This window comes from Pseudomonas sp. UYEF17 (genome assembly GCF_040546125.1).
In the GTDB taxonomy this organism is placed as follows: domain Bacteria; phylum Pseudomonadota; class Gammaproteobacteria; order Pseudomonadales; family Pseudomonadaceae; genus Aquipseudomonas; species Aquipseudomonas putida_Z.
The window spans coordinates 378,689-402,663 of the sequence record NZ_JBEPNE010000005.1 but is presented as its reverse complement, the minus strand read 5'-3'; the positions used below and the strand labels follow the sequence as shown (position 1 = coordinate 402,663).

At 63.2% G+C, this 23,975-nt stretch carries 16 protein-coding genes; 3 read left to right on the top strand and 13 right to left on the bottom strand.

The genetic code is table 11. The annotated features are described in order from the left end of the window. Window positions 1-160 precede the first annotated feature (160 nt). Entirely contained in the window at window positions 161-5,686 is a 5,526-nt protein-coding gene (locus tag ABIB24_RS11530) for a dermonecrotic toxin domain-containing protein (protein ID WP_354316461.1), read from the top strand. A 59-nt stretch (window positions 5,687-5,745) separates the two neighbouring features. Here the strand turns inward: ABIB24_RS11530 and hutG are convergent, their stop codons facing one another. From hutG to hutC, 7 genes are all read right to left on the bottom strand, one after another. Beyond that, window positions 5,746-6,549, bottom strand: a complete 804-nt coding sequence (hutG, locus tag ABIB24_RS11525) for an N-formylglutamate deformylase (RefSeq protein ID WP_025340927.1) — start codon at window positions 6,547-6,549, stop codon at window positions 5,746-5,748. Between the two features lie 10 nt (window positions 6,550-6,559). Continuing rightward, complete coding sequence (gene hutI, locus ABIB24_RS11520; protein ID WP_061550451.1) at window positions 6,560-7,765, bottom strand: imidazolonepropionase; 1,206 nt, start codon at window positions 7,763-7,765, stop codon at window positions 6,560-6,562. Between the two features lie 16 nt (window positions 7,766-7,781). Next, window positions 7,782-9,185, bottom strand: coding sequence for an L-histidine transporter HutT (locus ABIB24_RS11515; RefSeq protein WP_137162566.1), 1,404 nt, complete (start codon window positions 9,183-9,185; stop codon window positions 7,782-7,784). Window positions 9,186-9,338: 153 nt separating this feature from the next. Continuing rightward, on the bottom strand, window positions 9,339-10,871 hold the full coding sequence (gene hutH, locus ABIB24_RS11510; protein ID WP_003259868.1) for a histidine ammonia-lyase: 1,533 nt from the start codon (window positions 10,869-10,871) through the stop codon (window positions 9,339-9,341). 107 nt (window positions 10,872-10,978) lie between these two features. Continuing rightward, window positions 10,979-12,652, bottom strand: a complete 1,674-nt coding sequence (gene hutU / locus ABIB24_RS11505) for a urocanate hydratase (protein WP_013974561.1) — start codon at window positions 12,650-12,652, stop codon at window positions 10,979-10,981. 260 nt (window positions 12,653-12,912) lie between these two features. Further along, window positions 12,913-13,485 carry a HutD/Ves family protein gene (locus ABIB24_RS11500; protein ID WP_013974562.1) on the bottom strand — a complete coding sequence of 191 codons (573 nt, stop codon included), beginning with the start codon at window positions 13,483-13,485 and terminating at the stop codon, window positions 12,913-12,915. Continuing rightward, entirely contained in the window at window positions 13,482-14,192 is a 711-nt protein-coding gene (gene hutC, locus ABIB24_RS11495; protein ID WP_013974563.1) for a histidine utilization transcriptional repressor HutC, read from the bottom strand. The genes ABIB24_RS11500 and hutC overlap by 4 nt, the downstream gene beginning before the upstream one ends. 145 nt (window positions 14,193-14,337) lie before the next feature. Here hutC and ABIB24_RS11490 point away from each other — a divergent pair, with 145 nt between their 5' ends. After that, a complete protein-coding gene (locus ABIB24_RS11490) occupies window positions 14,338-15,702 on the top strand; it encodes a formimidoylglutamate deiminase (protein ID WP_085614632.1) in 1,365 nt (454 codons plus the stop codon). Between the two features lie 116 nt (window positions 15,703-15,818). Here the strand turns inward: ABIB24_RS11490 and ABIB24_RS11485 are convergent, their stop codons facing one another. The 5 genes from ABIB24_RS11485 to ABIB24_RS11465 form a co-directional block, all read right to left on the bottom strand. Beyond that, window positions 15,819-16,391 (bottom strand): lipocalin family protein, encoded by a 573-nt coding sequence (locus ABIB24_RS11485; RefSeq protein ID WP_025340931.1) that lies wholly within the window; start codon window positions 16,389-16,391, stop codon window positions 15,819-15,821. Continuing rightward, complete coding sequence (gene bamE, locus ABIB24_RS11480; protein WP_003249234.1) at window positions 16,388-16,642, bottom strand: outer membrane protein assembly factor BamE domain-containing protein; 255 nt, start codon at window positions 16,640-16,642, stop codon at window positions 16,388-16,390. The genes ABIB24_RS11485 and bamE overlap by 4 nt, the downstream gene beginning before the upstream one ends. Window positions 16,643-16,937: 295 nt before the next feature. Then, on the bottom strand, window positions 16,938-17,534 hold the full coding sequence (locus tag ABIB24_RS11475) for a DUF924 family protein (RefSeq protein ID WP_046613482.1): 597 nt from the start codon (window positions 17,532-17,534) through the stop codon (window positions 16,938-16,940). Window positions 17,535-17,537: 3 nt separating this feature from the next. Then, on the bottom strand, window positions 17,538-18,548 hold the full coding sequence (locus ABIB24_RS11470; RefSeq protein WP_025340932.1) for a class 1 fructose-bisphosphatase: 1,011 nt from the start codon (window positions 18,546-18,548) through the stop codon (window positions 17,538-17,540). 253 nt (window positions 18,549-18,801) lie between these two features. Next, window positions 18,802-21,252: a glycogen/starch/alpha-glucan phosphorylase gene (locus ABIB24_RS11465; RefSeq protein WP_025340933.1), complete on the bottom strand. Its 2,451-nt coding sequence runs from the start codon at window positions 21,250-21,252 to the stop codon at window positions 18,802-18,804. A gap of 185 nt (window positions 21,253-21,437) precedes the next feature. On the opposite strand from ABIB24_RS11465, the gene ABIB24_RS11460 reads away from it, so the two are divergent. Further along, window positions 21,438-21,842, top strand: coding sequence for a YkgJ family cysteine cluster protein (locus tag ABIB24_RS11460; protein ID WP_003259873.1), 405 nt, complete (start codon window positions 21,438-21,440; stop codon window positions 21,840-21,842). A 200-nt stretch (window positions 21,843-22,042) separates the two neighbouring features. Here ABIB24_RS11460 and typA read toward each other — a convergent pair whose 3' ends face one another. Further along, window positions 22,043-23,863 carry a translational GTPase TypA gene (typA, locus tag ABIB24_RS11455; RefSeq protein WP_003259874.1) on the bottom strand — a complete coding sequence of 607 codons (1,821 nt, stop codon included), beginning with the start codon at window positions 23,861-23,863 and terminating at the stop codon, window positions 22,043-22,045. Window positions 23,864-23,975: the final 112 nt, after the last annotated feature.

Sequence of the window (23,975 nt, the reverse complement as noted above, 5' to 3'; positions counted from 1 at the left end):
GTGTGAGGATTATTCGGCCGTGGGCCATCATAAACCTGAATTGCGCTTTGAGCACTGCCCGCGCTGATGCCGCCGCACCTCGAGGGCACATATATCTACCTCCAGCAGCTCAGACAGGCCCGCGATAGTCCTTCGCCCCAAATCAAGCAAGGGCCTCGTCATGCCAACTGCAGTCACTGCCGTACCTAGTGTTCATTACGCCACCATCGAGCGCAGAATCCCCACCTGGCTCAAACAGGCTCCGCCAGAAACCCAGAGCGCGATGCGCAACTGGCATCAAGCCCCTGCCTGGCTGGCGACGGCAATCCAGCAACAACCGGAAGTCGCCAAGGCATGGCAGGAAGAGCACGCACGTCACCGCGAGCACCAGGTGCAGGTGCACAAGCTGTTCGAAAAGCTTCCAACCCTGGAAGCGTACGCCACCAAGACACTCACCGAAGCCATCAAGCAGCGATTCAGGCTTGACCTGGACGTGCGCAACACCTACCTCGTCGATGCCCGCCAGATCGAAACGACCGACGCCATCGACAGCCGCCAGGCCGTCGACCGGGCTACACGCTCGCTGCTGCACTGCGCCTTGCACAACTTCGACCAGGATGCCGCTGCCGAACATGGCATGGACGCGCCCGCCTCCCTGCTCAAGAGGTCGGTCATCGTCGATCACCGGCGCTTCATGGGCACCGTGCCGATCACCAATGCACTGGATATCGCCGCCGAAGATTTCGCCGACTTGTGTCGTACGCTGGATATCGGCGGCAAATACCATCAACAGGTACATGCCATCTACTATCCAGCGGCCACGCCGCCACTCGGCGCGGATGAAGCCGCACTGGCCGTTTATGAAACACTGGGGCGTGCAGAGGTATCGGCATTCCGGCAATCACTGCATTTCGCCCGCCTCAAGGGGGATATCAGCGAGGCGCTATATTCCGCCGCTCTTGCCACGCCACTTGACCAGGCGCCATCGCCCTCTTCGCCGGTGACGTTCAGCCTGCTCGACTTGTGGGAAGCCGAGCTGACCGGCGTTGTGCTCATCACCCTGCAAGCTGAAGAGCATCAGGCAGTGGCGCTGTACATCCCCGAAGACAGCACCACGCCCCTCAAGGAATTCGCCAGCCAGGAAGCCATGAACGAAGAGTTGCGCGACAGGCTCCAGGCCGATATCGGCTACCTGGACAGGCACCTCGCCGACCGCGACAAGGCGCCGATAACCACCCGTCTGAAGGACCGGCTAATGCCCCTGGCCTGGAGTGCCCGCGGCCTGCATGAGCGTGTTCCGGACCCGCACGCCAACCTGTATCCGGTCAAAAAGCCTTTCAGCCACGCCTTCCAGGGCGTGATGACGTTCCAGAAGACCCAGCGTCATGAGAAGGATGTACTGTTCCACGCCACGCCAACCGAAATCGTCGATCGGCGCACCGCCCAAGCCCACCGCGAGCTGATTGCCGGCCGTGTGCTCACGGCCTTGAACATCGCCGGCTTCTTCGTGCCAGGGCTTGGCGAGGCAATGCTTGCTGTTTGCCTGGCCCAGCTGGCCCATGAGGTGTATGAAGGGATCGACGCCTGGGAAAACGACGAGCGTGATACTGCCTATGGCTATCTGGTCGATGTGATCGAAAACGTGGCCATCATGGCCGCCCTCAGCGCAGCAGCCAAAGCTTTGAGAGGCTTGCACGGCAGCGAAACCGGCACGTCGCTGGAAGGGCCGGAGATTGAAGAGCCAGAGGATGAGGAGCCAGGGATAACCCGTATTCCGGTAGAAACGCCTTCATTCATCGAAGAACTGGAAGACGTGGAAACATCCGATGGTCAGACGCGGTTGTGGAAACCCGACCTCACGCCCTACCGGAGTCACGAGACGCTGCCCCATGACCTGGTACCGGACGAACTGGGCCTACGGCATCACCAAGGCAAACGCTGGCTGGTACTGCAGGGCAATCAGTACATCGTCAGCCAAACGCCAACGACTGGCGAATATCGTTTGCAACACCCTGCAAGTCCTCGCCGTTACCAGCCGCCAGTGCGGCACAACGGTGCCGGAGCATGGTTGCACGATACGGATAAGCCACTGAGTTGGTCGGGCATGACACTCCTGCGTCGCATCGGCCATTTGAGTGGGCACTTCGACGAGCCGACGCTGCAACGGATTATCGCCGTCAGCGGCATACACGAAGACGAGCTGCGCCGGGCCCTGGCCGAAAGCCAGCGGCTGCCGGCCTTGCTGGAAGACACCCTGCAACGCTTCAAGCTGGACGAAACGGTCCGCCAGCTGGCGGACGAGAGCACTCGGCCCGCTGAGTTTGCCAGGGCCTACGCCGGCCTTTCGCGCGACCTGGCGCCGGGCGCCGAGGCCATCCAGAGGGCGTATCCGAAATTGCCATCAGCAGTCGCCAGTGAGCTGGCGCGCGAGGCCAGTGCCAACGAACTGCAGATACTCGACAACGGCAAGGTACCACTGCGCCTTGCCGAAGAAGCCCGCATCTACCAGCAACAAATTCGCCTTGCCCGCGCCTGCGAAGGGCTGTACCTGTCCAGCGTGCCGAACTGGGATAGCGACCTGTTGATCATGCATACGCTCGAACGCTTGCCAGGCTGGCCTGCACAGACCAGGCTCCAGCTGCTCCAGCGCATGTTCTGGCCAACCCAGGATCATGCCATTGGCACGCCGGGCACCCGCCCATACACGACCATCACCCATGCTCCGGCAGGGTACATCGTCCACGACGAAAGCCTGCCCAGTGCGGCGGTCAAGGTGTACCCAAGCCTTTACGCTGCATTGTACGAGGCACTGCCCGCGGTGATGGCGAGCATGGACGTCACCGATCAGCAAGCACTGCAGCGCCTTGTACAGGAAAACCCGTTACTACCCCGCCCAGCCCTGAGGGTGCTGCTGGGCATGCAGCCCGTACGCCCAGGCTATCGTTCTCCCATGCGCCTGGCTGATGGCCGCCTGGGCTACCCACTCAGTGGCGGCGGCCCGGCCACCCATGGCATCACCCGCCAGCAGCTGTTCGAAGCTATCGAAGCCACAGGGCTCGCCGAACGCACCGGCCGCTCGGCGGCTCAGGTTCTGCAGGCACTTGCCAGCCGCGGCCGTACGCAACTGCAGATATTCGAACATTTGCAGACACTACTGGAGCAGCGCAACGAGCTGCAAAGCAGCCTGGACGATTGGAGCGAAGCCATTTCGCCGGCAAGCGACCAGGCAGCACAGGACTACGACAGCCTGCGTGACTCGATCATGCAACATTGGTACGACACTGCGCTGGACGAGAACACCGGGCCCACCACCGAACTGCGTATCGCCCGCGTCCCCCTTGCCGACGTGCCCCTCACCTTGCCCGCTTTTTTCAACGCACGCGTGCGCAGCCTGAGCCTGATCGACTTGCCGTCAGGGTCCTTGGCGGGCTGGGCGCAAAACGAGCGCCTGCTGCAACGCCTGCTCAGGCAGATGCCGCAGATCGAGTCGCTGGAAATCAGCCGTCCGTTTGACCCCAGGGCAACACCCTCGCCCTTCCTGTTCAGCGTGCCCACCATCACCGAGTGCCTGCCAGGGTTGCGACGACTGGTGCTCACCAACCAGAACATGACGCTCTCCGAAAGCGACCTGAACCTGCTGTCAGGGCTTCGCCAAATGAGATACCTCGACCTGAGTGGTAACCGGCTGGCGCAGAGCAACAGGCCAAGCTTCCATGAGTTGACCCTGGATTACCTGGGCCTGGACCAGATGCAATTGGCCCAATGGCCGATCGGGATTGGCAGCGACGCCCTGGCGCGCATTGCCCACCTGTCGTTGCGCCACAACAATCTCAGGTCGTTGCCCTCGTTCTTGCTTCATGAAGCGGACATGCTGACAACCCCACCGGTGATCTCGCTGGAAGGCAACAGCATCAATGAATCTCACCTGCAGCGATTGTTGCTGAACGAGCGCGTCGACACCTCGGGCATCACCACGGACCAGCCAGAGGCAATGTCCGAACAACTCGCACGCATTCGCGATGAGCGACGGCAGATGCGCGATGCGATCGATGGCTGGGCCCAGGCATCCAGTTCGAGCAACCCATTGACCCAGGCCGCACTGACGGACAGGCAACGTATCGCGTCAGCGATCGATCAATTCTGGGAACAACAGGAGCAGGGCCAGTCATACCTGCGCCTGCAACTTGAGGATGTGGCCATCGAGCATTTCCCCAGGCGGCTTCCAGCGTTCTTCGGCGCCCGCGTACACGCGCTCAGCCTGACGCGGTTGCGGGGCAGCGCCTCGCAGCTCGACGAACTACTCAGCCGGTTCCCTAACATCAGCCGGTTGACCATCGATGCACACCAGGCCGCCATGCCCTCGCTGGCATCCGCCCTGGCTCGCCTTCCCCAACTCACCTATCTGGAGTTTCGCAACATGGGGCTGGAGGTCGACCAGGCCATGATGGACATTTTCGCAGGGCTGCGAAACCTGACCTCGCTGGACCTGTCGGGCAACCGTGCAGGCAACATCGACCATGTGCCCGCATCGCTGGCCAGCAACCTGCAGTCACTCGCATTGACCAACATGAACCTGCAAGCCTGGCCCAGCTGGTGTGACAGTTTGCTGCCACTGGAACTTCTGGACCTGAGCTCGAACAACATCACCCAGTTGCCCGAGCACATCCTGACGAACCTGAACAATCCCATGCCAATCTCGTCGATCGCCTTGTTCGACAACCCGCTGCCTCCTGAAACCATCCTGCGGGTACGCAGCTTCTCGGACAGCCAGCACAGCTATTCCTTTGCCCTGGATATCCCCGACGACCTGATGTTCTTCGATACTTCCAGCGAAGGATCTCTCGACCACCTTCACTTCCCACTGCTGGGCGATGATACGCCCAGGCTGAAGGACTGGATGCTGGGTAGCGAAGCACAGAATGCCGCATTGCAGGACTGCTGGGAGCGGCTCGAAGGTAGTGATCTGTTGCGTCTGGTGGGCCGTTTGCACAATGCCGCCCCATACCTTGACCCAAATACGCAAGCCACCTTCTGCGAACGGGTGCGCTTGATGCTGGTGGTGGCTGCAAGCAACGAAACCGAACGCCCGATCATGGAGAGCATCGCCGCAGCGGCATTGCCAGACCCAGTGACCGGCTCGCAGACCTGCCATGACGGAGCGCTGCAGGAGTTCAACAATATTGAACTGTACCTGATGAGCCAACGCCTGTTGGTCGACGCCGGCGATTCCCTGCAAGCACTGCGTCGTCGGCTATTGCAGCTTTTCCGGATCGAACAGCTGGAGCTGCTGGCCAACCAACGGACTGGCCCGGGTGACCTGGTCTCGGTACGTCTGGCCTACCGCCGGGAACTGGCCAGGGAACTGGACCTGCCGATCGCCGACAGCATGCGTTTTCGAGGTGCTGCGAACCTGGCGCGGGACGAGCTATCCAGTGTGCTGGAAAAGGTCCGGAAAAGTGAACTGAGCGATGCACTGGTCGGATACATGCTGGCGAATACGGATTGGACCACGCGTCTGCGAGCCGAATTTGCCGACCGCTTCGCCGAAATAGAAGCACGTTTCCGCCTGCGGGTGCTTGAGCTGGCAAGCAAGGACCACTCGCTTCAGGACGAGTTGAACTTGCAGCAAGGCCTGCAAGATGACAAGGAGCAGGAAGAGAAGGAGCTACTGCGCGAACTTACCATCAAGCAAATCAACAACAACTGAGCAGTAGTGACTGGCGACGCGAACAACCTGCATCGCGTCGCCATTCTTACTGGCGAACTTCACCGCCCGTAATGCGCCTTGCCCCAGTCCAGCACTGCCTGCAGAAGCTGCTTCAACACCTCCTGTGTCGGCCGTGCCAGGTCTTCGCGGTAAGCGAACGGCTCGGTCTCTTCCATATAGGTGCTCTGCGCCAGCTCCAGCTGCACCGCATGGATGTGGTTGGCCGGATCGCCGTAATGCCGGGTGATATGCCCGCCCTTGAAGCGGCCATTGAGCACGTGGCTGTAACCTTGGGCCTGGGCGCACACCTCTTTCAGCCGTTCGGCCAGGGCCGGGTCGCAGCTGGCGCCGTTGAAGGTACCCAGGTTGAAGTCCGGCAGCTTGCCGTCGAACAGGTGCGGGATCAGCGAACGGATCGAATGGGCGTCCCACAGCAGGGCGTAGCCGAACTGCTCGCGCAGCCGCGCCAGCTCGCGACGAATCGTGTCGTGGTAGGGGCGCCAGATCTGCTCCAGATACTGCTTGCGCTCCTCGCCTGTCGGCACCAGCCCGTCCTTGAACAATGGCTCGCCATCGAACAGCGTGGCCGGGTACAGGCCGGTGGTGGCACCAACGTACAGTGGCTTGTCGTCATCCGGCCGGTTCAGGTCGATGACGAAGCGGGAATACTCCGCCGCCACCACGCTGGCGCCCATGTCACGGGCAAAGTCATACAGCCGTGGAATATGCCAGTCGGTGTCCGGCAGGCTGCGCGCTTGGTCGACCAGGCCGTCTCGTACCGCCGGCGACAGTTGCAGGCCGGCATGGGGCATGCTGATCAGCAGCGGCAGGCGCCCCTGGTGAAAACTCAGTACCTTGTCCATCGTGCCTCACTCAGTTGGAAATCTCGTGGCCCTTGCGCACCACGCGCTTGGGCAGGTCGCCGCCCAGCCAGTAGGCCAGGTCGGCGGGGCGTTCGATCTGCCAGGCGACGAAGTCGGCGACCTTGCCCACTTCCAGCGAGCCGTGGCTGTCGCCCAGGCCCAGCGCCGTGGCGGCGTGCACGGTGACACCGGCCAGGGCTTCTTCCGGGGTCATGCGGAAGCAGGTGCAGCCCATGTTCAGCATCAGCCGCAGCGACAACCCTGGCGAGGTGCCGGGGTTGAGGTCGCTGGCCAGGGCAATCTTCACGCCGTGGCGGCGCAAGGCGTCCATCGGCGGCAGCTGGGTTTCGCGCAGGAAGTAGAACGCGCCCGGCAGCAGCACGGCGACCGTGCCGGCTTTTGCCATGGCAATGGCGTCTTCCTCGGTCATGAATTCCAGATGGTCAGCCGAAAGCGCCTGGTAGCGCGCCGCCAGGCTGGAGCCGTGCAGCGACGACAACTGTTCGGCGTGCAGCTTGACCGGCAGGCCCAGCTCGCGCGCCTTGATGAACAGCCGCTCGACCTGGGCCGGGGAGAACGCCAGGTGTTCGCAGAAGGCATCCACTGCGTCCACCAGGCCTTCGGCGGCCAGGGCCGGCAGCATTTCATCGCAGATGTGTGCGATGTAGTCGTCAGCCCGGCCGACGTATTCCGGCGGCAAGGCATGGGCTGCCAGGCAGGTGGCGCGCACCGCCAGCGGCAACTCGTCGGCCAGGCGCCGAGCCACGCGCAGCATCTTGCGCTCGTTGGCCAGGTCCAGGCCGTAGCCGGACTTGACCTCGATGGTGGTCACGCCATCGCGCATCAGCGCCTGGACCCGCTGGCGAGCACTGGCGAACAGCTCGTCTTCGCTGGCCGCGCGGGTGGCCCGCACGGTGCTGGCGATGCCACCGCCCTGTGCGGCGATTTCGGCATAGCTCACGCCCTGCAGGCGCTGCTCGAACTCACCGCTGCGGTTGCCACCGAACACCGCGTGGGTGTGGCAGTCGATCAGCCCCGGGGTGACCCAGGCGCCGCCCAGGTCCACCGTATGCTCGGCATCGACCGACGCCAGCTCGACGCGTGGGCCGATCCACTCGATCAGCCCGGCGTTGGTGACGATGGCCGCGTCCTCGATGGCCGAGTAACGGCCCTCGGCCATGGTTGCCACATGGCAGTGCTGCCAGACGGTTCTCATACATTGACTCCTGTACTTAGCGGTGCAGCTCGGCCGGTTCCGCTACTGGCTTGTCCTGCCCTGCGCGCGGCTTGCACCACAGCAGGTAGGACGCCACCAGGAACACCACCCAGACCACGCCGACGAGCAGTGCCGCCTGGGTATCCGGGAAGTAACCGAGCACGCCAAAGATGAACACCATGAACGCAATGGCCATGGCCGGGCCGTAAGGCCAGAACGGTACCGGGAACTGTAGCTGGGCCACTTGTTCACGGCTCATGCTGCGGCGCATGGCCACTTGGGTGAGCAGGATCATCAGCCATACCCACACGGTGGCGAAGGTAGCGATCGAGGCGATCAGCAGGAACACGTTCTCCGGGATCAGGTAGTTGAGCAGCACGCCGATCAGCAGCGCAGCCCCCATCACCACCACGGTCATCCACGGCACGCCGTGCTTCGACAGCTTGCTGAAGCCGCGCGGCGCGTGGCCTTGCTGGGCCAGGCCGTACATCATGCGGCCGGCGCCGAAGATGTCGCTGTTGATGGCCGAGATCGCGGCGGAAATCACCACGATGTTCAGCACCGCGGCGGCAGAGCCGATGCCCAGGTTACTGAAGATCTGCACGAACGGGCTGCCCTGGCTGCCGATTTGCGGCCATGGGAACAGGCACATCAGCACGAACAGGGTGAGCACGTAGAACAGCAGGATGCGCAGCGGCACGGCGTTGATAGCCTTGGGGATGACCCGCTGCGGGTCCTTGGCCTCACCGGCGGTGACGCCGATGATCTCGATGCCGCCGAACGCGAACATCACCACGGCAAAGGAGGCGATCAGGCCACCCACGCCATTGGGCATGAAGCCGCCGTGGTCGAACAGGTTGCTGACACCCACGGCCTGCCCGGTGCCAACCTGGCTGAAGCCGAAGGCCATGATACCGAGGCCGGCCAGGATCATCGCCACGATGGCGCCGACCTTGAGCAGCGACAGCCAGAATTCCATTTCGCCAAAGACCTTGACGTTGCACAGGTTGAGGCCGCCGATCAGGAAGACGATGCCCAGCACCCAGATCCAGCGAGCCACTTCCGGGAACCAGAAGCCCATGTAGATACCGAAGGCGGTGACGTCGGCGATGGCGACGATGACCATCTCGAAGGCGTAGGTCCAGCCGAGGATGAAGCCGGCCATGGGGCCGAGGTAGGTGCTGGCGTAGTGGCCGAACGAGCCGGCGACCGGGTTGTGCACAGCCATTTCGCCGAGGGCGCGCATGACCATGAACACGGCGGCGCCGCCGATCAGGTAGGCCAGCAGCACGGCCGGGCCGGCCATCTGGATGGCCGAGGCGGAGCCGTAGAACAGGCCGGTGCCGATGGCGGAACCGAGGGCCATGAAACGGATGTGGCGGGCACTTAGCCCGCGCTTTAGACCTTGAGCTTGTTGCATGTCACGTCCTTAAATTGTTTTTGTGGTCGTGAGATCGAAGGGGGCTGCCTTGCAGCCCTTTCGCAGCACAAGGCTGCTCCTACAAGGGAGCGCGTCGCCTTTGTAGGAGCAGCCTTGTGCTGCGAATGGGCCGCACAGCGGCCCCTGGGGGCATTACAGGCTTGGCAGCACACCAGCCGGCAGCAGGCCGGTCAGGCGACCCTTGGCCAACAGTTCCACGGCCTTTTCGATGTCGGGCGCGAAGAAACGGTCACGGTCGTAGTGCGGCACTTCGCTGCGCAGCGCCTGGCGCGCCTGCTCCAGCTTGGCCGAGGTCTTCAGGCCCTTGCGCAGGTCCAGGCCCTGGCAGGCGCCCAGCCATTCGATGGCCAGCACGCCACGGGTGTTTTCGGCCATTTCCCACAGGCGCTTGCCGGCAGCCGGGGCCATCGACACGTGGTCTTCCTGGTTGGCCGAGGTCGGCAGGCTGTCGACGCTGTGCGGGTGCGACAGGGCCTTGTTCTCGCTGGCCAGGGCAGCAGCGGTGACCTGGGCGATCATGAAGCCCGAGTTGACCCCGCCGTTTTCCACCAGGAACGGCGGCAGCTGGGACATGTGCTTGTCCATCATCAGCGAGATACGGCGCTCGCTGAGCGAACCGATTTCAGCGATGGCCAGGGCGATGTTGTCGGCGGCCATGGCCACCGGCTCGGCGTGGAAGTTACCGCCGGAAATCACGTCACCTTCGGCAGCGAACACCAGCGGGTTGTCCGACACGGCGTTGGCTTCGATGCCCAGTACCTCGGCGGCCTGGCGCAGCTGGGTCAGGCAGGCGCCCATGACCTGCGGCTGGCAGCGCAGCGAGTACGGGTCCTGGACCTTGTCGCAGTTCTTGTGCGACAGCGACACTTCGCTGGAGTCGCCCAGCAGGTCACGGAAGCAGGCAGCGGTGTCGATCTGGCCGCGCTGGCCACGCACTTCGTGGATGCGCGCATCGAACGGCGAGCGCGAGCCCAGCGCGGCTTCGACGCTCAGGCCGCCGCAGGCGATGGCAGCGGCGTACAGGTCTTCGCCCTGGAACAGGCCACGCAGGGCATAGGCGGTGGACGCCTGGGTGCCGTTGAGCAGGGCCAGGCCCTCCTTGGCGGCCAGGGTCAGCGGCTCGAGGCCGGCCACGGCCAGGGCTTCGGTGGCTGGCAGCCACTGGCCCTTGTAGCGGGCCTTGCCTTCACCCAGCAGCACCAGCGACATGTGCGCCAGCGGGGCGAGGTCGCCGGAGGCGCCCACCGAACCCTTCAGCGGGATGTGCGGGTAGACTTCGGCGTTGACCAGGGCAATCAGCGCGTCGATGACCTTGCGACGGATGCCGGAGAAGCCACGGCTGAGGCTGTTGATCTTCAGCACCATGATCAGCCGCACCAGGTCGTCATCCAGCGGCGCGCCGACACCGGCGGCGTGGGACAGCACCAGCGAGCGCTGCAGGTTTTCCAGGTCGTGGCTGGCGATGCGGGTCGAGGCCAGCAGGCCGAAACCGGTGTTGATGCCGTAGGCGGTACGGTCTTCGGCAATGATCTGCTCGACGCAGGCAACGCTGGCGTCGATGGCCGGCGCGGCGCTGGCGTCCAGTTGCAGGCGCACGGGCGCGGCATGGATGGCGCGCAGCTGGGCCAGGGTCAGGGTGCCGGGCTTGAGGGTCAATTCGGTCACTTCACTACTCCAATCGCGTGGAGCCGCAGGCCCGTTTGTGAGTGCCTGCGTGCTCCTTCTTGTTGTTCAGTATCACCCCTTGTGGGGTGCGATCCAAAGCGTGGCGATCAGCCAGTGATCATCGGCAGGTCCAGACCCTGCTCCTTGGCGCACTCGATGGCGATGTCGTAACCGGCATCGGCATGACGCATCACACCGGTCCCTGGGTCGTTGGTCAGCACGCGAGCGATACGCTCGGCGGCTTCATCGGTACCGTCGCAGACGATGACCATGCCAGAGTGCTGGGAGAAGCCCATGCCCACGCCACCACCGTGGTGCAGCGAAACCCAGGTAGCACCGCCGGCGGTGTTCAGCAGGGCGTTGAGCAGCGGCCAGTCGGAGACAGCGTCGGAACCGTCGCGCATGGCTTCGGTTTCACGGTTGGGGCTGGACACCGAACCGGAGTCCAGGTGGTCACGGCCGATCACGATCGGTGCTGACAGCTCGCCGCTGCGTACCATTTCGTTGAACGCCAGGCCCAGCTTGGCGCGCAGGCCCAGGCCAACCCAGCAGATACGTGCCGGCAGGCCCTGGAAGCTGATGCGCTCGCGGGCCATGTCCAGCCAGCGGTGCAGGTGGGCGTCGTCGGGGATCAGTTCCTTGACCTTGGCGTCGGTCTTGTAGATGTCTTCGGCATCACCGGACAGCGCCGCCCAGCGGAACGGGCCGATGCCACGGCAGAACAGCGGGCGGATGTAGGCCGGCACGAAGCCCGGGAAGTCGAAGGCATTGGCCACGCCTTCTTCCTTGGCCATCTGGCGGATGTTGTTGCCATAGTCGAAGGTCGGGACACCCTGCTTCTGGAAATCGAGCATGGCTTGCACGTGCACGGCCATCGACTGCTTGGCGGCCTTGACCACTGCAGCCGGCTCGGTCTGCGCGCGGTCGCGGTACTGCTCCCAGGTCCAGCCGGCTGGCAGGTAACCGTTCAGCGGGTCGTGGGCGCTGGTCTGGTCGGTGACCATGTCCGGGCGCACGCCACGCTTGACCAGCTCTGGCAGGATTTCGGCAGCGTTGCCGTGCAGGGCGATGGAGATGGCCTTGCCTTCGGCGGTGTACTTGGCAATGCGTGCCAGGGCGTCGTCGAGGTCAGTGGCCTGCTCGTCGACGTAGCGGGTTTCCAGACGGAAGTCGATGCGGCTCTGCTGGCATTCGATGTTCAGCGAGCAGGCACCGGCCAGGGTGGCGGCCAGTGGCTGGGCGCCGCCCATGCCGCCCAGGCCGGCAGTGAGTACCCACTTGCCTTTCAGGCTGCCGCCGTAATGCTGGCGACCGGCTTCGACGAAGGTTTCGTAGGTGCCCTGGACGATGCCCTGGCTGCCGATGTAGATCCAGCTGCCGGCGGTCATCTGGCCGTACATGGCCAGGCCCTTGGCGTCCAGTTCGTTGAAGTGTTCCCAGTTGGCCCAGTGCGGCACCAGGTTGGAGTTGGCAATCAGTACGCGCGGGGCGTTGCTGTGGGTCTTGAACACGCCGACCGGCTTGCCCGACTGCACCAGCAGGGTTTCGTCGTCTTCCAGGCGGGTCAGGGTCTCGACGATCTTGTCGTAGCACGCCCAGTTACGGGCAGCGCGGCCGATACCGCCGTACACCACCAGTTCTTTCGGGTTTTCCGCGACCTGTGGATCGAGGTTGTTCATCAGCATGCGCAGTGGCGCTTCGGTCAGCCAGCTTTTGGCAGTCAGCTTGTTGCCACGTGGGGCACGGATTTCAACGTCACGGTATTTGTTGTTGTCGGTCACGGGAAAGGTCCTCTGCGGTCGTCCGCGGGCGGGTATGTCGTGGTAGATATACAAACACACCTTTACTTGTATGTACAAGCATGGACAACCAAAATAATTGGACTTTTCCGCTGAGCGGCCAAAAAAAACCGGGGGCCGCTGCGCGACCCTTTCGCGACACAAGGCCGCTCCTACAGGGGACCGCGCCAGCCAGGGCATGCGCGGTGCGTGTAGGAGCGGCCTTGCGTCGCGAAAGGGCTGCGCAGCAGCCCCCGGCTATCTCAACGTGAAACGAGTTCGATCAGGCAGAACCGCCCCTGCACATCCAACCCCAGCAACTGGTCATTGCCCTCCAGCCGCAGGCAGTCATACAACCCCAACCGCTGCGTCTCACGCCCGGCAATACCCACCTCGACCTGGCTGCTGGCAGCGAACAGCAACACTGTCGACGCCGAACTGTACAAACGGCTGGTACCATCGAACCACTGCAACCGCGCCCGGTAGCGCTGCGGTGCGTAGATCAGGTTGAAATCGCGGATCGCCCCGCCCAGCAGCTTGCAGCTGACCTGGCTCTCGCCGCTGAAGGCGAAGGCATCGAACGGCAGCAACGGCCTGCTGGCCTGGCCGTCGACCAGCAGGCGCATGCCGTCACCCTGCAGCACGGTGATGATCCGCTGGTAGCCGGCGAAGGTGGAAAACCCGCCGGACTCCTCGATATCGGCAATCGACAAGCGCCAGCCAAAGCCGTCCAGGCCTTCGCCACTGTCGCGGGTAATCTCTTCGGTGAAACCGCCACCGTTCTTCCACGGCATGCGCGGGTAGCCTTGCGCACGCAACAACTGCAGCTGACTCATTTACTGAAACGTCCTTCCAGGCGATGACGGGAACCGGGGTGGATCAGCCGTGCGGCGGTCACCGGCTGGCGGCCGGACCAGGTGCGACGGCGGATCAGCAGGCAGGGCTCGCCCCGCTCGATCTGCAACAGGCGGCATTCTTCCGGCTCGGCCAGGATTGCCTCGACCACGTGCTCACCCTCGGTCAGCGGCGCCACCTGCGACAGGTAGGCGTAAGGCGTCTGCCGGGTGAAGTCCTGCTTGAGGTAATCGGGGGCAATCGCCGCATTGACGTAGCGGTCCTCGATCTGCACCGGCACGCCGTTCTCGAAATGCACGATCAGCGAGTGGAACACCCGTTGGCCTTCGCGCATGTCCAGGGCCAGGGCCCGCTCGGAACCAGCCGTCTCCTCGGTGAGGGTGATCACCTGGCAGCTATGCTGGTGGCCACGCGCGGCAATTTCGTCGGCGATGTTGTTGACCTCGAACAGCGCCGAACGCCCCTTGGGCTCGGCCACGAAGGTACCGACCCCTTGCATGCGCACCAGCAGGCCTTCGGCGGTAAGTTCGCGCAGGGCGCGGTTGATGGTCATGCGGCTGAAGCCCAGCTCGCTGACCAGTTCGCTCTCCGAGGGCACTCGGTGATGCGGTGGCCAGCTGCCGTTGTCGATCTGCTGGATGATCATCTGTTTGACCCGGGCGTACAGCGGAGCCGGGCCCTCGCCCATCTGGGCAACCAGCGCGGAGACAGGTGGTGTCGGCACGGCGTTGGATCCTTGTGCAAATGGAATGAGCGGTAGCTTGCCGCAGTTTACCCGGCAGGCAAACGCCTGTATATGTATATACAAGTTAACAATAACAGGATTTTCACCGATGTCCGCCTACTTCGCCGAACGCGCCCTGCTGCCCACAGGCTGGGCCAGCCATGTCCGCATCGAGGTCACCAGTGATGGCCATGTAGCCCGCATCGAACCGGGTGCCTCGGCCGAAGGCGCCGAGCGGCTGGCCGGCCCGCTGCTGCCCGGCATGCCCAACCTGCACTCGCATGCCTTCCAGCGCGCCATGGCAGGGCTGGCGGAAGTCGCCGGCAACCCCAACGACAGTTTCTGGACCTGGCGCGACCTGATGTATCGCCTGGTCGGCCAGATCAGCCCGGAGCAGCTGCAGGTCATCGCCCGTCAGCTGTACATCGAGATGCTCAAGGCGGGCTACACCTCGGTCGCCGAGTTCCACTACGTGCACCATGACCAGGCCGGCAAGGCCTACGCCGACCCGGCCGAACTGTCCCGCCGCATCAGCGCGGCTGCAGCCGACAGCGGCATTGGCCTGACCTTGCTGCCGGTGCTGTACAGCCACGCAGGCTTCGGCGGCCAAGCCCCGAATGACGGGCAACGGCGCTTCATCAACTCCACCGAACAATACCTGCAACTGCAAGCGCAGCTGGCCCCGCTGCTGGCCGCGCAACCCGCGCAGCAACTGGGTCTGTGCTTCCATTCGCTGCGCGCCGTGACGCCCGGGCAGATCGCCGAAGTGCTGGCAGCCAGCGACAAGCAGTGCCCGGTGCATATCCATATCGCCGAGCAGCAGAAGGAAGTCGACGACTGCCTGGCCTGGAGCGGCCTGCGCCCGCTGCAGTGGCTGTACGAGCACGTGGACGTGGACCCACGCTGGTGCCTGGTGCATGCCACCCATGCCGAGCCGGATGAAGTCACCGCCATGGCCCGCAGCGGCGCGGTAGCCGGGCTGTGCCTGACCACCGAGGCCAACCTGGGCGACGGGATTTTCCCAGCAGTGGACTATCTAGCACAGGGTGGGCGCATGGGCATTGGTTCGGACAGCCATGTGTCGCTGAGCGTGGTGGAGGAGCTGCGCTGGCTGGAATACGGCCAGCGGCTGCGCGATCAGCGGCGTAACCGCCTGTATCGCGGCGACCAGCCGATGGTCGGGCGCACGCTGTATGACGCTGCCTTGGCGGGCGGCGCGCAGGCGCTGGGGCAGGCGGTCGGGGAACTGGCCGTGGGCAAGCGCGCTGACTGGCTGGTGCTCGATGGGCAGGACCCTTACATCGCCATGGCCGATGGGGATGCGATTCTCAACCGCTGGCTGTTTGCCGGGGGCGATCGCCAGGTGCGGGATGTGATGGTGAATGGGCAGTGGGTGGTGCGCCAGGGGCGGCATGCGCAGGAAGAGCAAAGCGCGCTGGCGTTTGCCGAGGTGTTGCGACAGCTTTTGGGGTGAGTTTATTGGGGCCGCTTTGCGGCCCATCGCGACACAAGGCCGCTCCTACAGGAATGTGCGTTCCCCTGTAGGAGCGGCCTTGTGTCGCGATGGGCTGCAAAGCAGCCCCCAGAAATTCAGTGCCTCTTGACGATCTGCTGGTCCGACGCACGCCAGATCAGCCGATTGGTGTCATACCCCTGCTGCCGGGCCTTGGACATCAGGTTCTCGCGCTCCCAAGCCGGTAGCGTCGGCGTACGCGACAGGATCCACAAGTGCTTGCGGTCCGGGCTGCCGACCACCGCCGTGCGGTAGCGATCATCCACATACAGAATCCAGTACTCGCCCCTCGCCACCCCTGGCACCAGCTTGGTGAACCAGTTGTCGAACTCGACCCACAATTTGTCGGTATGCCCCGGCTCCTGGATGTTCGCATGCCCTTCGGCGCGCAGCCATTCGTCACCCATGGTGCGGCAGCGGTTGAGCACGCCGAGGCTACCATCGAGCCGGAGGTTGTAGTGCGCTTCGGACTGCTCGCAGCCGGTCTGGTAGCGCATCGGCAGGCGCGCCAGCTCGTACCACTTGCCCTGGTAGCGCTTGAGGTCGATGTTACCCGCGGTTTTCGGCGCCAGCGGGTCGTGCACGGAGCCGGCACAACCGCCCAGCAGCAGCGCCAGGCATACCCCCATCAGCAGATACAGGTGCCTCATTTGAGACCCTGCCCTGAATACATGAGCACCTTGTCAGCCGCGTATTGCACACTGATGAAGCTCTTCTCGTCCCCCCAGGTGCAGCTGCTCATCCCCAGCGCACCAGAGCACTCGGTCGGCGTGCCGAGCAGCTGCTCGACCTCGGCCTTGTTCATACCGGCCTTGATCTTGGAATAGTTTTCCTGGTTGATCTTGCTGCAGGCAGTCAGGACGACGCACAGCGACAACAGGGCGAGGGAACGCAACGACATGAAGGACACTCCTGGAGAGGGGATACAGGCGAGTGGCCTGCAGTAACCTTCGACGGTAAAAACCCTCCCAGGTTCCCTGACCTCCCTCCTCTACCCCTACGCCATTGGTCGGATGGCCACTACTGTGCGATTAATCACAAAGAATTACCCCGCCCAAACAAAAAGGCCGCCCCTACGCACTGTAGGAGCAGCCTTGTGCTGCGAAAGGGCCGGTAAGGCCAACAGGGATGTAAGGGCAGCAGGGGCCTCTTCGCAGCACAAGGCTGCTCCTACAAGGATCTCACCCGCCCTGGAATCAGAACCTGGACCCAGGCTCCAGCAAAAAGTCCATCTCTTCGCTGGTACTCGGCCGCTCCAGCACCAGGTTGCGGTGCGGGAAGCGCCCGAAACGGGCAATTACCCGCTGGTGCTGCTCGGCGTAGTCGAGGAAGCCTTCGAACAACCGGCGGTTGGCTTCGGGCTGCTCGTCCAGCAGCACCTGGTAGCGCTCGACGCACAGGTTCTGCCAGTCCAGCACCTCGGCATGCTCCAGCACCAGCAGCACGAACACCCGCTGGATCGGCAGCAGCTGGTAATCCCAGTTTTTCTGCAAACCTTGCATCGCCACCACCTGGGCACGCCGGTCGCCCTCGAAGGCACGCGGCGTGTCGCGGTAGATCATGCGCGGCAGCTGGTCCAGCAGGATCAGCAGGCCCAGCCAGCCCTGCGGGCTTTGCTGCCACTCGTCGAGCCCACCCGCCAGGGCATGCTCGACCAGCTCGCCAAACAGCGCATGGGCCTCGGCATCATGATGCTTGCCGAACCACAGCGTGCTCTTCTCGTCAGCCACGGCCTGGGGACTGGTGCCCCAACCGAACCACCACTCCAGCAACGGCTGCCAAGGTGCGAGCATGACTTACTCCTTGTGGTAGGCGGTGACGCGCTCGACCTCTTCCTTCGAGCCGAGGATTACCGACACACGCTGGTGCAGGCTTTCTGGCTGGATGTCGAGGATGCGATCGTAACCGTTGGTGGAGGCGCCGCCGGCCTGTTCGATGATGAAGGACATCGGGTTGGCTTCGTACATCAGGCGCAGTTTGCCCGGCTTGCTCGGCTCGCGGGCGTCACGTGGGTACATGAACAGGCCGCCACGGGTCAGGATGCGGTGTACGTCGGCCACCATCGAGGCGATCCAGCGCATGTTGTAGTTCTTCTTCAGCGGGCCGGTCTCGCCTGCCAGCAGTTCGCCCACGTAGCGCTGGACCGGGGCTTCCCAGTGGCGCTGGTTGGACATGTTGATGGCGAACTCTGCGGTGCTTTCCGGCACGCGGATGTTTTCGTGGGTGAGGACGAAGCTGCCCAGTTCACGGTCCAGGGTGAAGCCTTTGACGCCGTTGCCCAGGGTCAGGATCAGCATGGTCTGCGGGCCGTAGATTGCGTAACCGGCGGCGACCTGCTGGGTGCCTGGCTGCAGGAAGGCATTTTCGTTCAGGGTTTCGTTCTGGCTCAGGTATTCGTTAGGGCAACGCAGTACCGAGAAGATGGTGCCGACCGAAACGTTGACGTCGATGTTGGACGAGCCGTCCAGCGGGTCGAAGACTAGCAGGTAGGCGCCTTTCGGGTACTTGCCCGGGATCTGGTAGGCGTTGTCCATTTCTTCGGAAGCCATGCCGGCCAGGTGGCCACCCCACTCGTTGGCTTCCAGCAGGATATCGTTGGAAATCACGTCCAGTTTCTTCTGGACTTCGCCCTGCACGTTTTCAGTGCCCATGCTGCCCAGCACACCACCAAGGGCGCCTTTGGACACGTGATGGCTGATTTCCTTGCACGCACGCGCCACCACTTCGATCAGGAAGCGCAGATCGGCAGGGGTATTGTTGCTGCGGGTCTGCTCAATCAGATAGCGACTCAGGGTAACGCGGGACATGTATGGCTCCGAAAGGATTGGGGGATAAAAACCCCCGCAGTTTACAGGGAGAGTTGCGGGCTAGCGAGTGATGAGACTCGCCACGGCTCTCAGACGGCACAATAGGTCGGTAGTTCAGCGCGCGCCAGGCCGGTGGTCGGAGTGAGGCCCATTCGCGGGTGAACCCGCTCCCACAGGATCTTCACAAGATTCAGGGCCTGTGCAGTCCCTGTGGGAGCGGGTTTACCCGCGAAGAGGCCGGCACAGGCCTACCTCAATCCAAAGCCTTCCAGATCTCACTGGCATATTCCCGAATGGTCCGGTCCGAGGAGAACCAGCCCATCCGCGCGGTATTCAGCACCGCCATGCGCCACCATTCCTGCGGCGTGTGCCACAGCTCCTCGACCCTTCGCTGGGCATCCCAGTAGGCATCGAAATCGGCACACACCAGGAAGCGGTCATGAGCCACCAGCCCGTCGATCAGCGCGCTGTAGCGCGACGGGTCGTCCGGTGAGAACACCCCGCTGCGAACAGCCTGCAACACGTCGTTCAGGCGGCTGGACGCGGCAATCGCCGCACTGGCGCCAAAGTCCCCGTCGCGCCGTCTGGCCTCCACCTGCTGCGCGGTAAGGCCGAAGATGAACATGTTTTCGGTACCCACCTGCTCGCTCATCTCGACGTTGGCACCATCCAGGGTGCCGATGGTCAGCGCGCCGTTCAGGCCGAACTTCATGTTGCTGGTGCCGGAGGCTTCGTAACCGGCGGTGGAAATCTGCTCGGAAAGGTCCGCCGCCGGGATGATGCTTTCAGCCAGACTGACGTTGTAGTTGGGCAGGAATACCACCTTCAGCAGGCCGCGCACGGTGGGGTCGTTGTTCACCACCCGGGCGATGTCGTTGGCCAGCTTGATGATCAGCTTGGCCTGGTGATAGCTGGCCGCAGCCTTGCCGGCGAAAATCTTCACCCGCGGCACCCAGTCGGTACCGGGGTCGTTGCGCATGGCCTGGTACAGCGCCACGGTGTGCAGCAGGTTGAGCAACTGGCGCTTGTATTCGTGAATGCGCTTGACCTGCACATCGAACAGCGCTTCGGGGTTCACCGTAACGCCCAGGCGGTCCTGGATGATGCTGGCCAGGGCACGCTTGCTGTGCAGGCGCTGCGCGGCGAACTGCTTGCGGAAGCCGCTCTTGTCGGCGAACGGCACCAGATTGACCAGGCGCCCTTCCGGATCGTCCAGCAACTCAGGGCCCAGCGCCTCGACCAGCATGGCGGTCAGCTGCGGGTTGGACTGGTACAGCCAGCGGCGGAAGGTAATGCCGTTGGTCTTGTTGTTGATCCGTTGCGGGTAGAGCTTGTGCAGCTCGGAGAACACCGTGCTTTTCATCAGCTTGCTGTGCAGCGCCGACACACCGTTGACGCTGTGCGAACCGAGGAACGCCAGGTTGCCCATGCGCACCCGGCGGCCGTTATCTTCTTCGATCAGCGACACGGCCCGCAGCACGTCGAAGTCGTGCAGGCCTTTCGCCCGCAGCGCGTCGATGTGGTAGGCATTGATCAGGTAGATGATCTGCATGTGCCGCGGCAGCATGCGTTCCATCAGCGCCACCGGCCAGGTTTCCAGGGCTTCGGGCAGCAAGGTATGGTTGGTGTAGGCCAGGGTGCCGACGGTCAGCTCCCAGGCGGTATCCCAGGGGATTTCATGCTGGTCGACCAGCAGGCGCATCAGCTCGGCCACGGCGATCGACGGGTGGGTGTCGTTGAGCTGGATGGCCGCTGCATCCGGCAGGTTGAGCAGGTTGTCGTGCATGTTCAGGTGGCGGCGCAGCAGGTCCTGCAACGAAGCCGAGACGAAGAAGTACTCCTGGCGCAGGCGCAGCTCCTGGCCCGCCTCGGTGCTATCGGCCGGGTACAGCACCCGCGAAATGCTTTCGGCCCGCGCCACCTCGGCTACCGCCCCCAGGTGGTCACCGGCATTGAAGCGTTCCAGGTGCAGCTCTTCCAGCGCCCGTGCACGCCAGAGGCGCAGGGTATTCACGCTGGCCCCGCGCCAACCGACAACCGGGGTGTCATAAGCCACCGCTCGCACGGTCTCGCCCGGCCACCACACCTGCCGCTGCTGGCCGTGGGTGTCGTGCACCGTTTCGACGCTGCCGCCAAAGCTGATCGGGTAGATCACCTCAGCGCGCTCGAACTCCCAGGGGTTGCCGAAGTCCAGCCAGTTCTCGGTCTGCTCCTGCTGCCAGCCATCGACCATGGCCTGGCGAAACAGCCCGTGCTCGTAGCGGATGCCATAACCGTGAGCAGCGATGCCCAAGGTCGACATGCTCTCCATGAAGCACGCCGCCAAGCGGCCCAGGCCACCGTTGCCCAGCGCGGCATCGGGCTCGAGCAGGCGGATGCGCTCCAGGTCCACGTCCAGCCCTTCCAGTGCGTCGCGGGCAATGTCGAGCAGGCCCAGGTTGCTCAGGCTGTCGTACAGCAAGCGGCCGATGAGGAATTCGAGGGAAAGGTAATAGACCCGCTTCTGGCTGCGGCGATAAGCCTGGCGGGTGTGGTCCATCCAGTGATCGACCATGTGATCGCGCGCGGCCAGTGCAATGGCTTCGAACCAGTCGTGGTCGAAAGCGTGCTCCGGGTCCTTGCCGACCGCGTAGGTCAGCTTGTCCAGTACAGCGGCGCGAAATTCGGCCACCTCGGCGTCACGAGCTTTGGGTTCCTGGGACATGCGGCATCCTCGGGCAAGTTGACGAAAGCGGAGGGAGACTGTTGAGCCTAGACCCTTCGACAGGGAGTGACAGTTAGCGTTCGCAGTTTTCATGCCCACTCTGCGATTCCGGCAAAAGGTTGTTCATAAATTGAACGATTCCGGTATGATCGCGCGCCCCAAGACCGTGATACACCCCCATAACGATGAAAACGACCCTGATCGCCGCGGCCGAAGTCGACCGCCTGGAGACCTGGCAGCGCTACACCAGCAACATGTGCCATGGCTGCCATTCGACCTGCTGCACCCTGCCGGTGGAGGTGAAGATCAAGGATCTGATCCGTATCGGCGTGGTCGACGAGTTCGAGAAAGACGAACCGCCGAAGAACATCGCCAAGCGCCTGCAGAAGGACGGCATCATCGAACGCTTCAACCAGAAGTCGGGGATCTTCACCCTGACCCGGATGAGCAATGATGACTGCCTGTACCTGGATCGTAAAAGCCGGCTGTGCACCATTTATGACAAGCGGCCGGATACCTGCCGCAACCACCCCAAGGTCGGGCCGCGGCCGGGGTATTGTGCGTACAAGCCCAAGGTGGTCGGGCGCTGATCCTGCTTTGCATTTGAGATCCTGGGGCTGCTTTGCAGCCCTTTCGCGACACAAGGCCGCTCCTACAGGAGATCGCGGTCCCTTGTAGGAGCGGCCTTGTGCCGCGATGGGCCGCAAGGCGGCCCCAAAATCTGCAGGCAAACAAAAACGCCCCCGGCCTTTCGACCGGGGGCGTTTTTGTTTCAGCTCAAGCTAGACGATCAAGCCTTGGCTTTCTTGGCAGCGCGGGTACGCTCGCCTTCGTCCAGGATCTTCTTGCGCAGGCGGATCGACTTCGGAGTCACTTCGCACAGCTCGTCGTCCTGGATGAATTCCAGGGCCTGTTCCAGGGTGTGGCGAACCGGCGGCACCAGGGCGATGACTTCGTCTTTGCCCGAAGCACGCATGTTGTCGAGCTTCTTGCCCTTGGTCGGGTTCACGCCCAGGTCGTTGTCACGGCTGTTCAGACCGATGATCTGACCGTTGTAGATGTCCTGGCCGTGCTCGATGAACAGCTTGCCGCGAGCCTGCAGGGTTTCCAGCGAGTAGGTCAGCGCCTTGCCGGTCTCGATCGAAACCAGTACACCGTTCAGGCGACCGGACATCTGGCCGGCTTTCATGGTGTCGTAGCGATCGAAGATCGAGGTCAGGATGCCAGCACCGTTGGTCAGGGTCAGGAACTGGTTACGGAAACCGATCAGACCGCGAGCAGGTACGTTGTACTCCAGACGTACACGGCCCTTGCCATCCGGCGCCATGTTGGTCAGGTCGCCCTTACGCAGGCCCATTTCTTCCATGACCTTGCCCTGGGATTCTTCAGGGATGTCGATGGTGACGTTCTCGAACGGCTCCTGCTTCACGCCGTTGACTTCGCGGATGATCACTTCAGGGCGGCCTACAGCCATCTCGAAGCCTTCACGACGCATGGTTTCGATCAGAACCGACAGGTGCAGCTCACCACGGCCGGAAACCTTGAACTTGTCAGCCGAGTCGCCTTCTTCAACGCGCAGTGCAACGTTGTACAGCAGCTCTTTGTCCAGACGTTCCTTGATGTTACGGCTGGTGACGAACTTGCCTTCCTTGCCGCAGAACGGCGAGTCGTTGACCTGGAAGGTCATCGAAACGGTCGGCTCGTCAACGGTCAGTGGCTTCATCGCCTCGACGTTGTTCATGTCGCACAGGGTGTCGGAGATGAACAGCTCGTCGAAACCGCTGATGCAGACGATGTCGCCAGCCTGGGCTTCTTCAACGTCGACGCGGTGCAGGCCGTGGTGGCCCATCAGCTTGAGGATACGGCCGTTACGCTTCTTGCCTTCGGTGTCGATGGCAACAACCGGGGTGTTCGGCTTGATACGGCCACGGGCGATACGGCCAACGCCGATAACACCGAGGAAGCTGTTGTAGTCCAGAGCGGAGATCTGCATCTGGAACGGGCCATCGACGTCAACGTTCGGCGCCGGTACGTTGTCGACGATCGACTGGTACAGCGGGGTCATGTCTTCAGCCATGTCGGTGTGGTCCAGACCGGCGATGCCGTTCAGGGCCGAGGCGTAGACAACCTGGAAGTCCAGCTGGTCGTCGGTGGCACCGAGGTTGTCGAACAGGTCGAAGATCTGGTCCAGAACCCAGTCAGGACGCGCGCCCGGGCGGTCAACCTTGTTGATCACGACGATCGGCTTCAGGCCAGCTTCGAAAGCCTTCTTGGTCACGAAGCGGGTTTGCGGCATCGGGCCGTCCTGGGCATCGACCAGCAGCAGCACGGAGTCGACCATCGACATTACACGCTCAACCTCGCCACCGAAGTCGGCGTGGCCGGGGGTGTCGACGATGTTGATGTGGTAGCCGTTCCAGTTGATGGCGGTGTTTTTCGCCAGAATGGTAATGCCGCGCTCTTTTTCCTGGTCGTTGGAGTCCATCACGCGCTCGTCGTTGAGCTCGTTACGCTCCAGGGTGCCGGACTGGCGCAGGAGTTTGTCGACCAGGGTGGTTTTACCATGGTCAACGTGGGCGATGATGGCGATGTTACGCAGATTTTCGATCACAACTGTATCTCGATCAGAGGATTCGGTTGCCGCCAGTGTAGGCGGCGAATATGTACGGTTTGAGGCTCAGCGGGCCCGATGGTCGGGAGGGCGATGGCGGATGCTGCCGCCA

Coding starts and splice junctions, on each gene's coding strand:
- ABIB24_RS11530 (WP_354316461.1), top strand. CDS start 161: ATGCCAACTGCAGTCACTGCCGTACCTAGTGTTCATTACGCCACCATC.
- hutG (WP_025340927.1), bottom strand. CDS start 6,549: ATGGACAAGGTACTGAGTTTTCACCAGGGGCGCCTGCCGCTGCTGATC.
- hutI (WP_061550451.1), bottom strand. CDS start 7,765: ATGAGAACCGTCTGGCAGCACTGCCATGTGGCAACCATGGCCGAGGGC.
- ABIB24_RS11515 (WP_137162566.1), bottom strand. CDS start 9,185: ATGCAACAAGCTCAAGGTCTAAAGCGCGGGCTAAGTGCCCGCCACATC.
- ABIB24_RS11500 (WP_013974562.1), bottom strand. CDS start 13,485: ATGAGTCAGCTGCAGTTGTTGCGTGCGCAAGGCTACCCGCGCATGCCG.
- hutC (WP_013974563.1), bottom strand. CDS start 14,192: ATGGGCGAGGGCCCGGCTCCGCTGTACGCCCGGGTCAAACAGATGATC.
- ABIB24_RS11490 (WP_085614632.1), top strand. CDS start 14,338: ATGTCCGCCTACTTCGCCGAACGCGCCCTGCTGCCCACAGGCTGGGCC.
- ABIB24_RS11485 (WP_025340931.1), bottom strand. CDS start 16,391: ATGAGGCACCTGTATCTGCTGATGGGGGTATGCCTGGCGCTGCTGCTG.
- bamE (WP_003249234.1), bottom strand. CDS start 16,642: ATGTCGTTGCGTTCCCTCGCCCTGTTGTCGCTGTGCGTCGTCCTGACT.
- ABIB24_RS11475 (WP_046613482.1), bottom strand. CDS start 17,534: ATGCTCGCACCTTGGCAGCCGTTGCTGGAGTGGTGGTTCGGTTGGGGC.
- ABIB24_RS11470 (WP_025340932.1), bottom strand. CDS start 18,548: ATGTCCCGCGTTACCCTGAGTCGCTATCTGATTGAGCAGACCCGCAGC.
- ABIB24_RS11465 (WP_025340933.1), bottom strand. CDS start 21,252: ATGTCCCAGGAACCCAAAGCTCGTGACGCCGAGGTGGCCGAATTTCGC.
- ABIB24_RS11460 (WP_003259873.1), top strand. CDS start 21,438: ATGAAAACGACCCTGATCGCCGCGGCCGAAGTCGACCGCCTGGAGACC.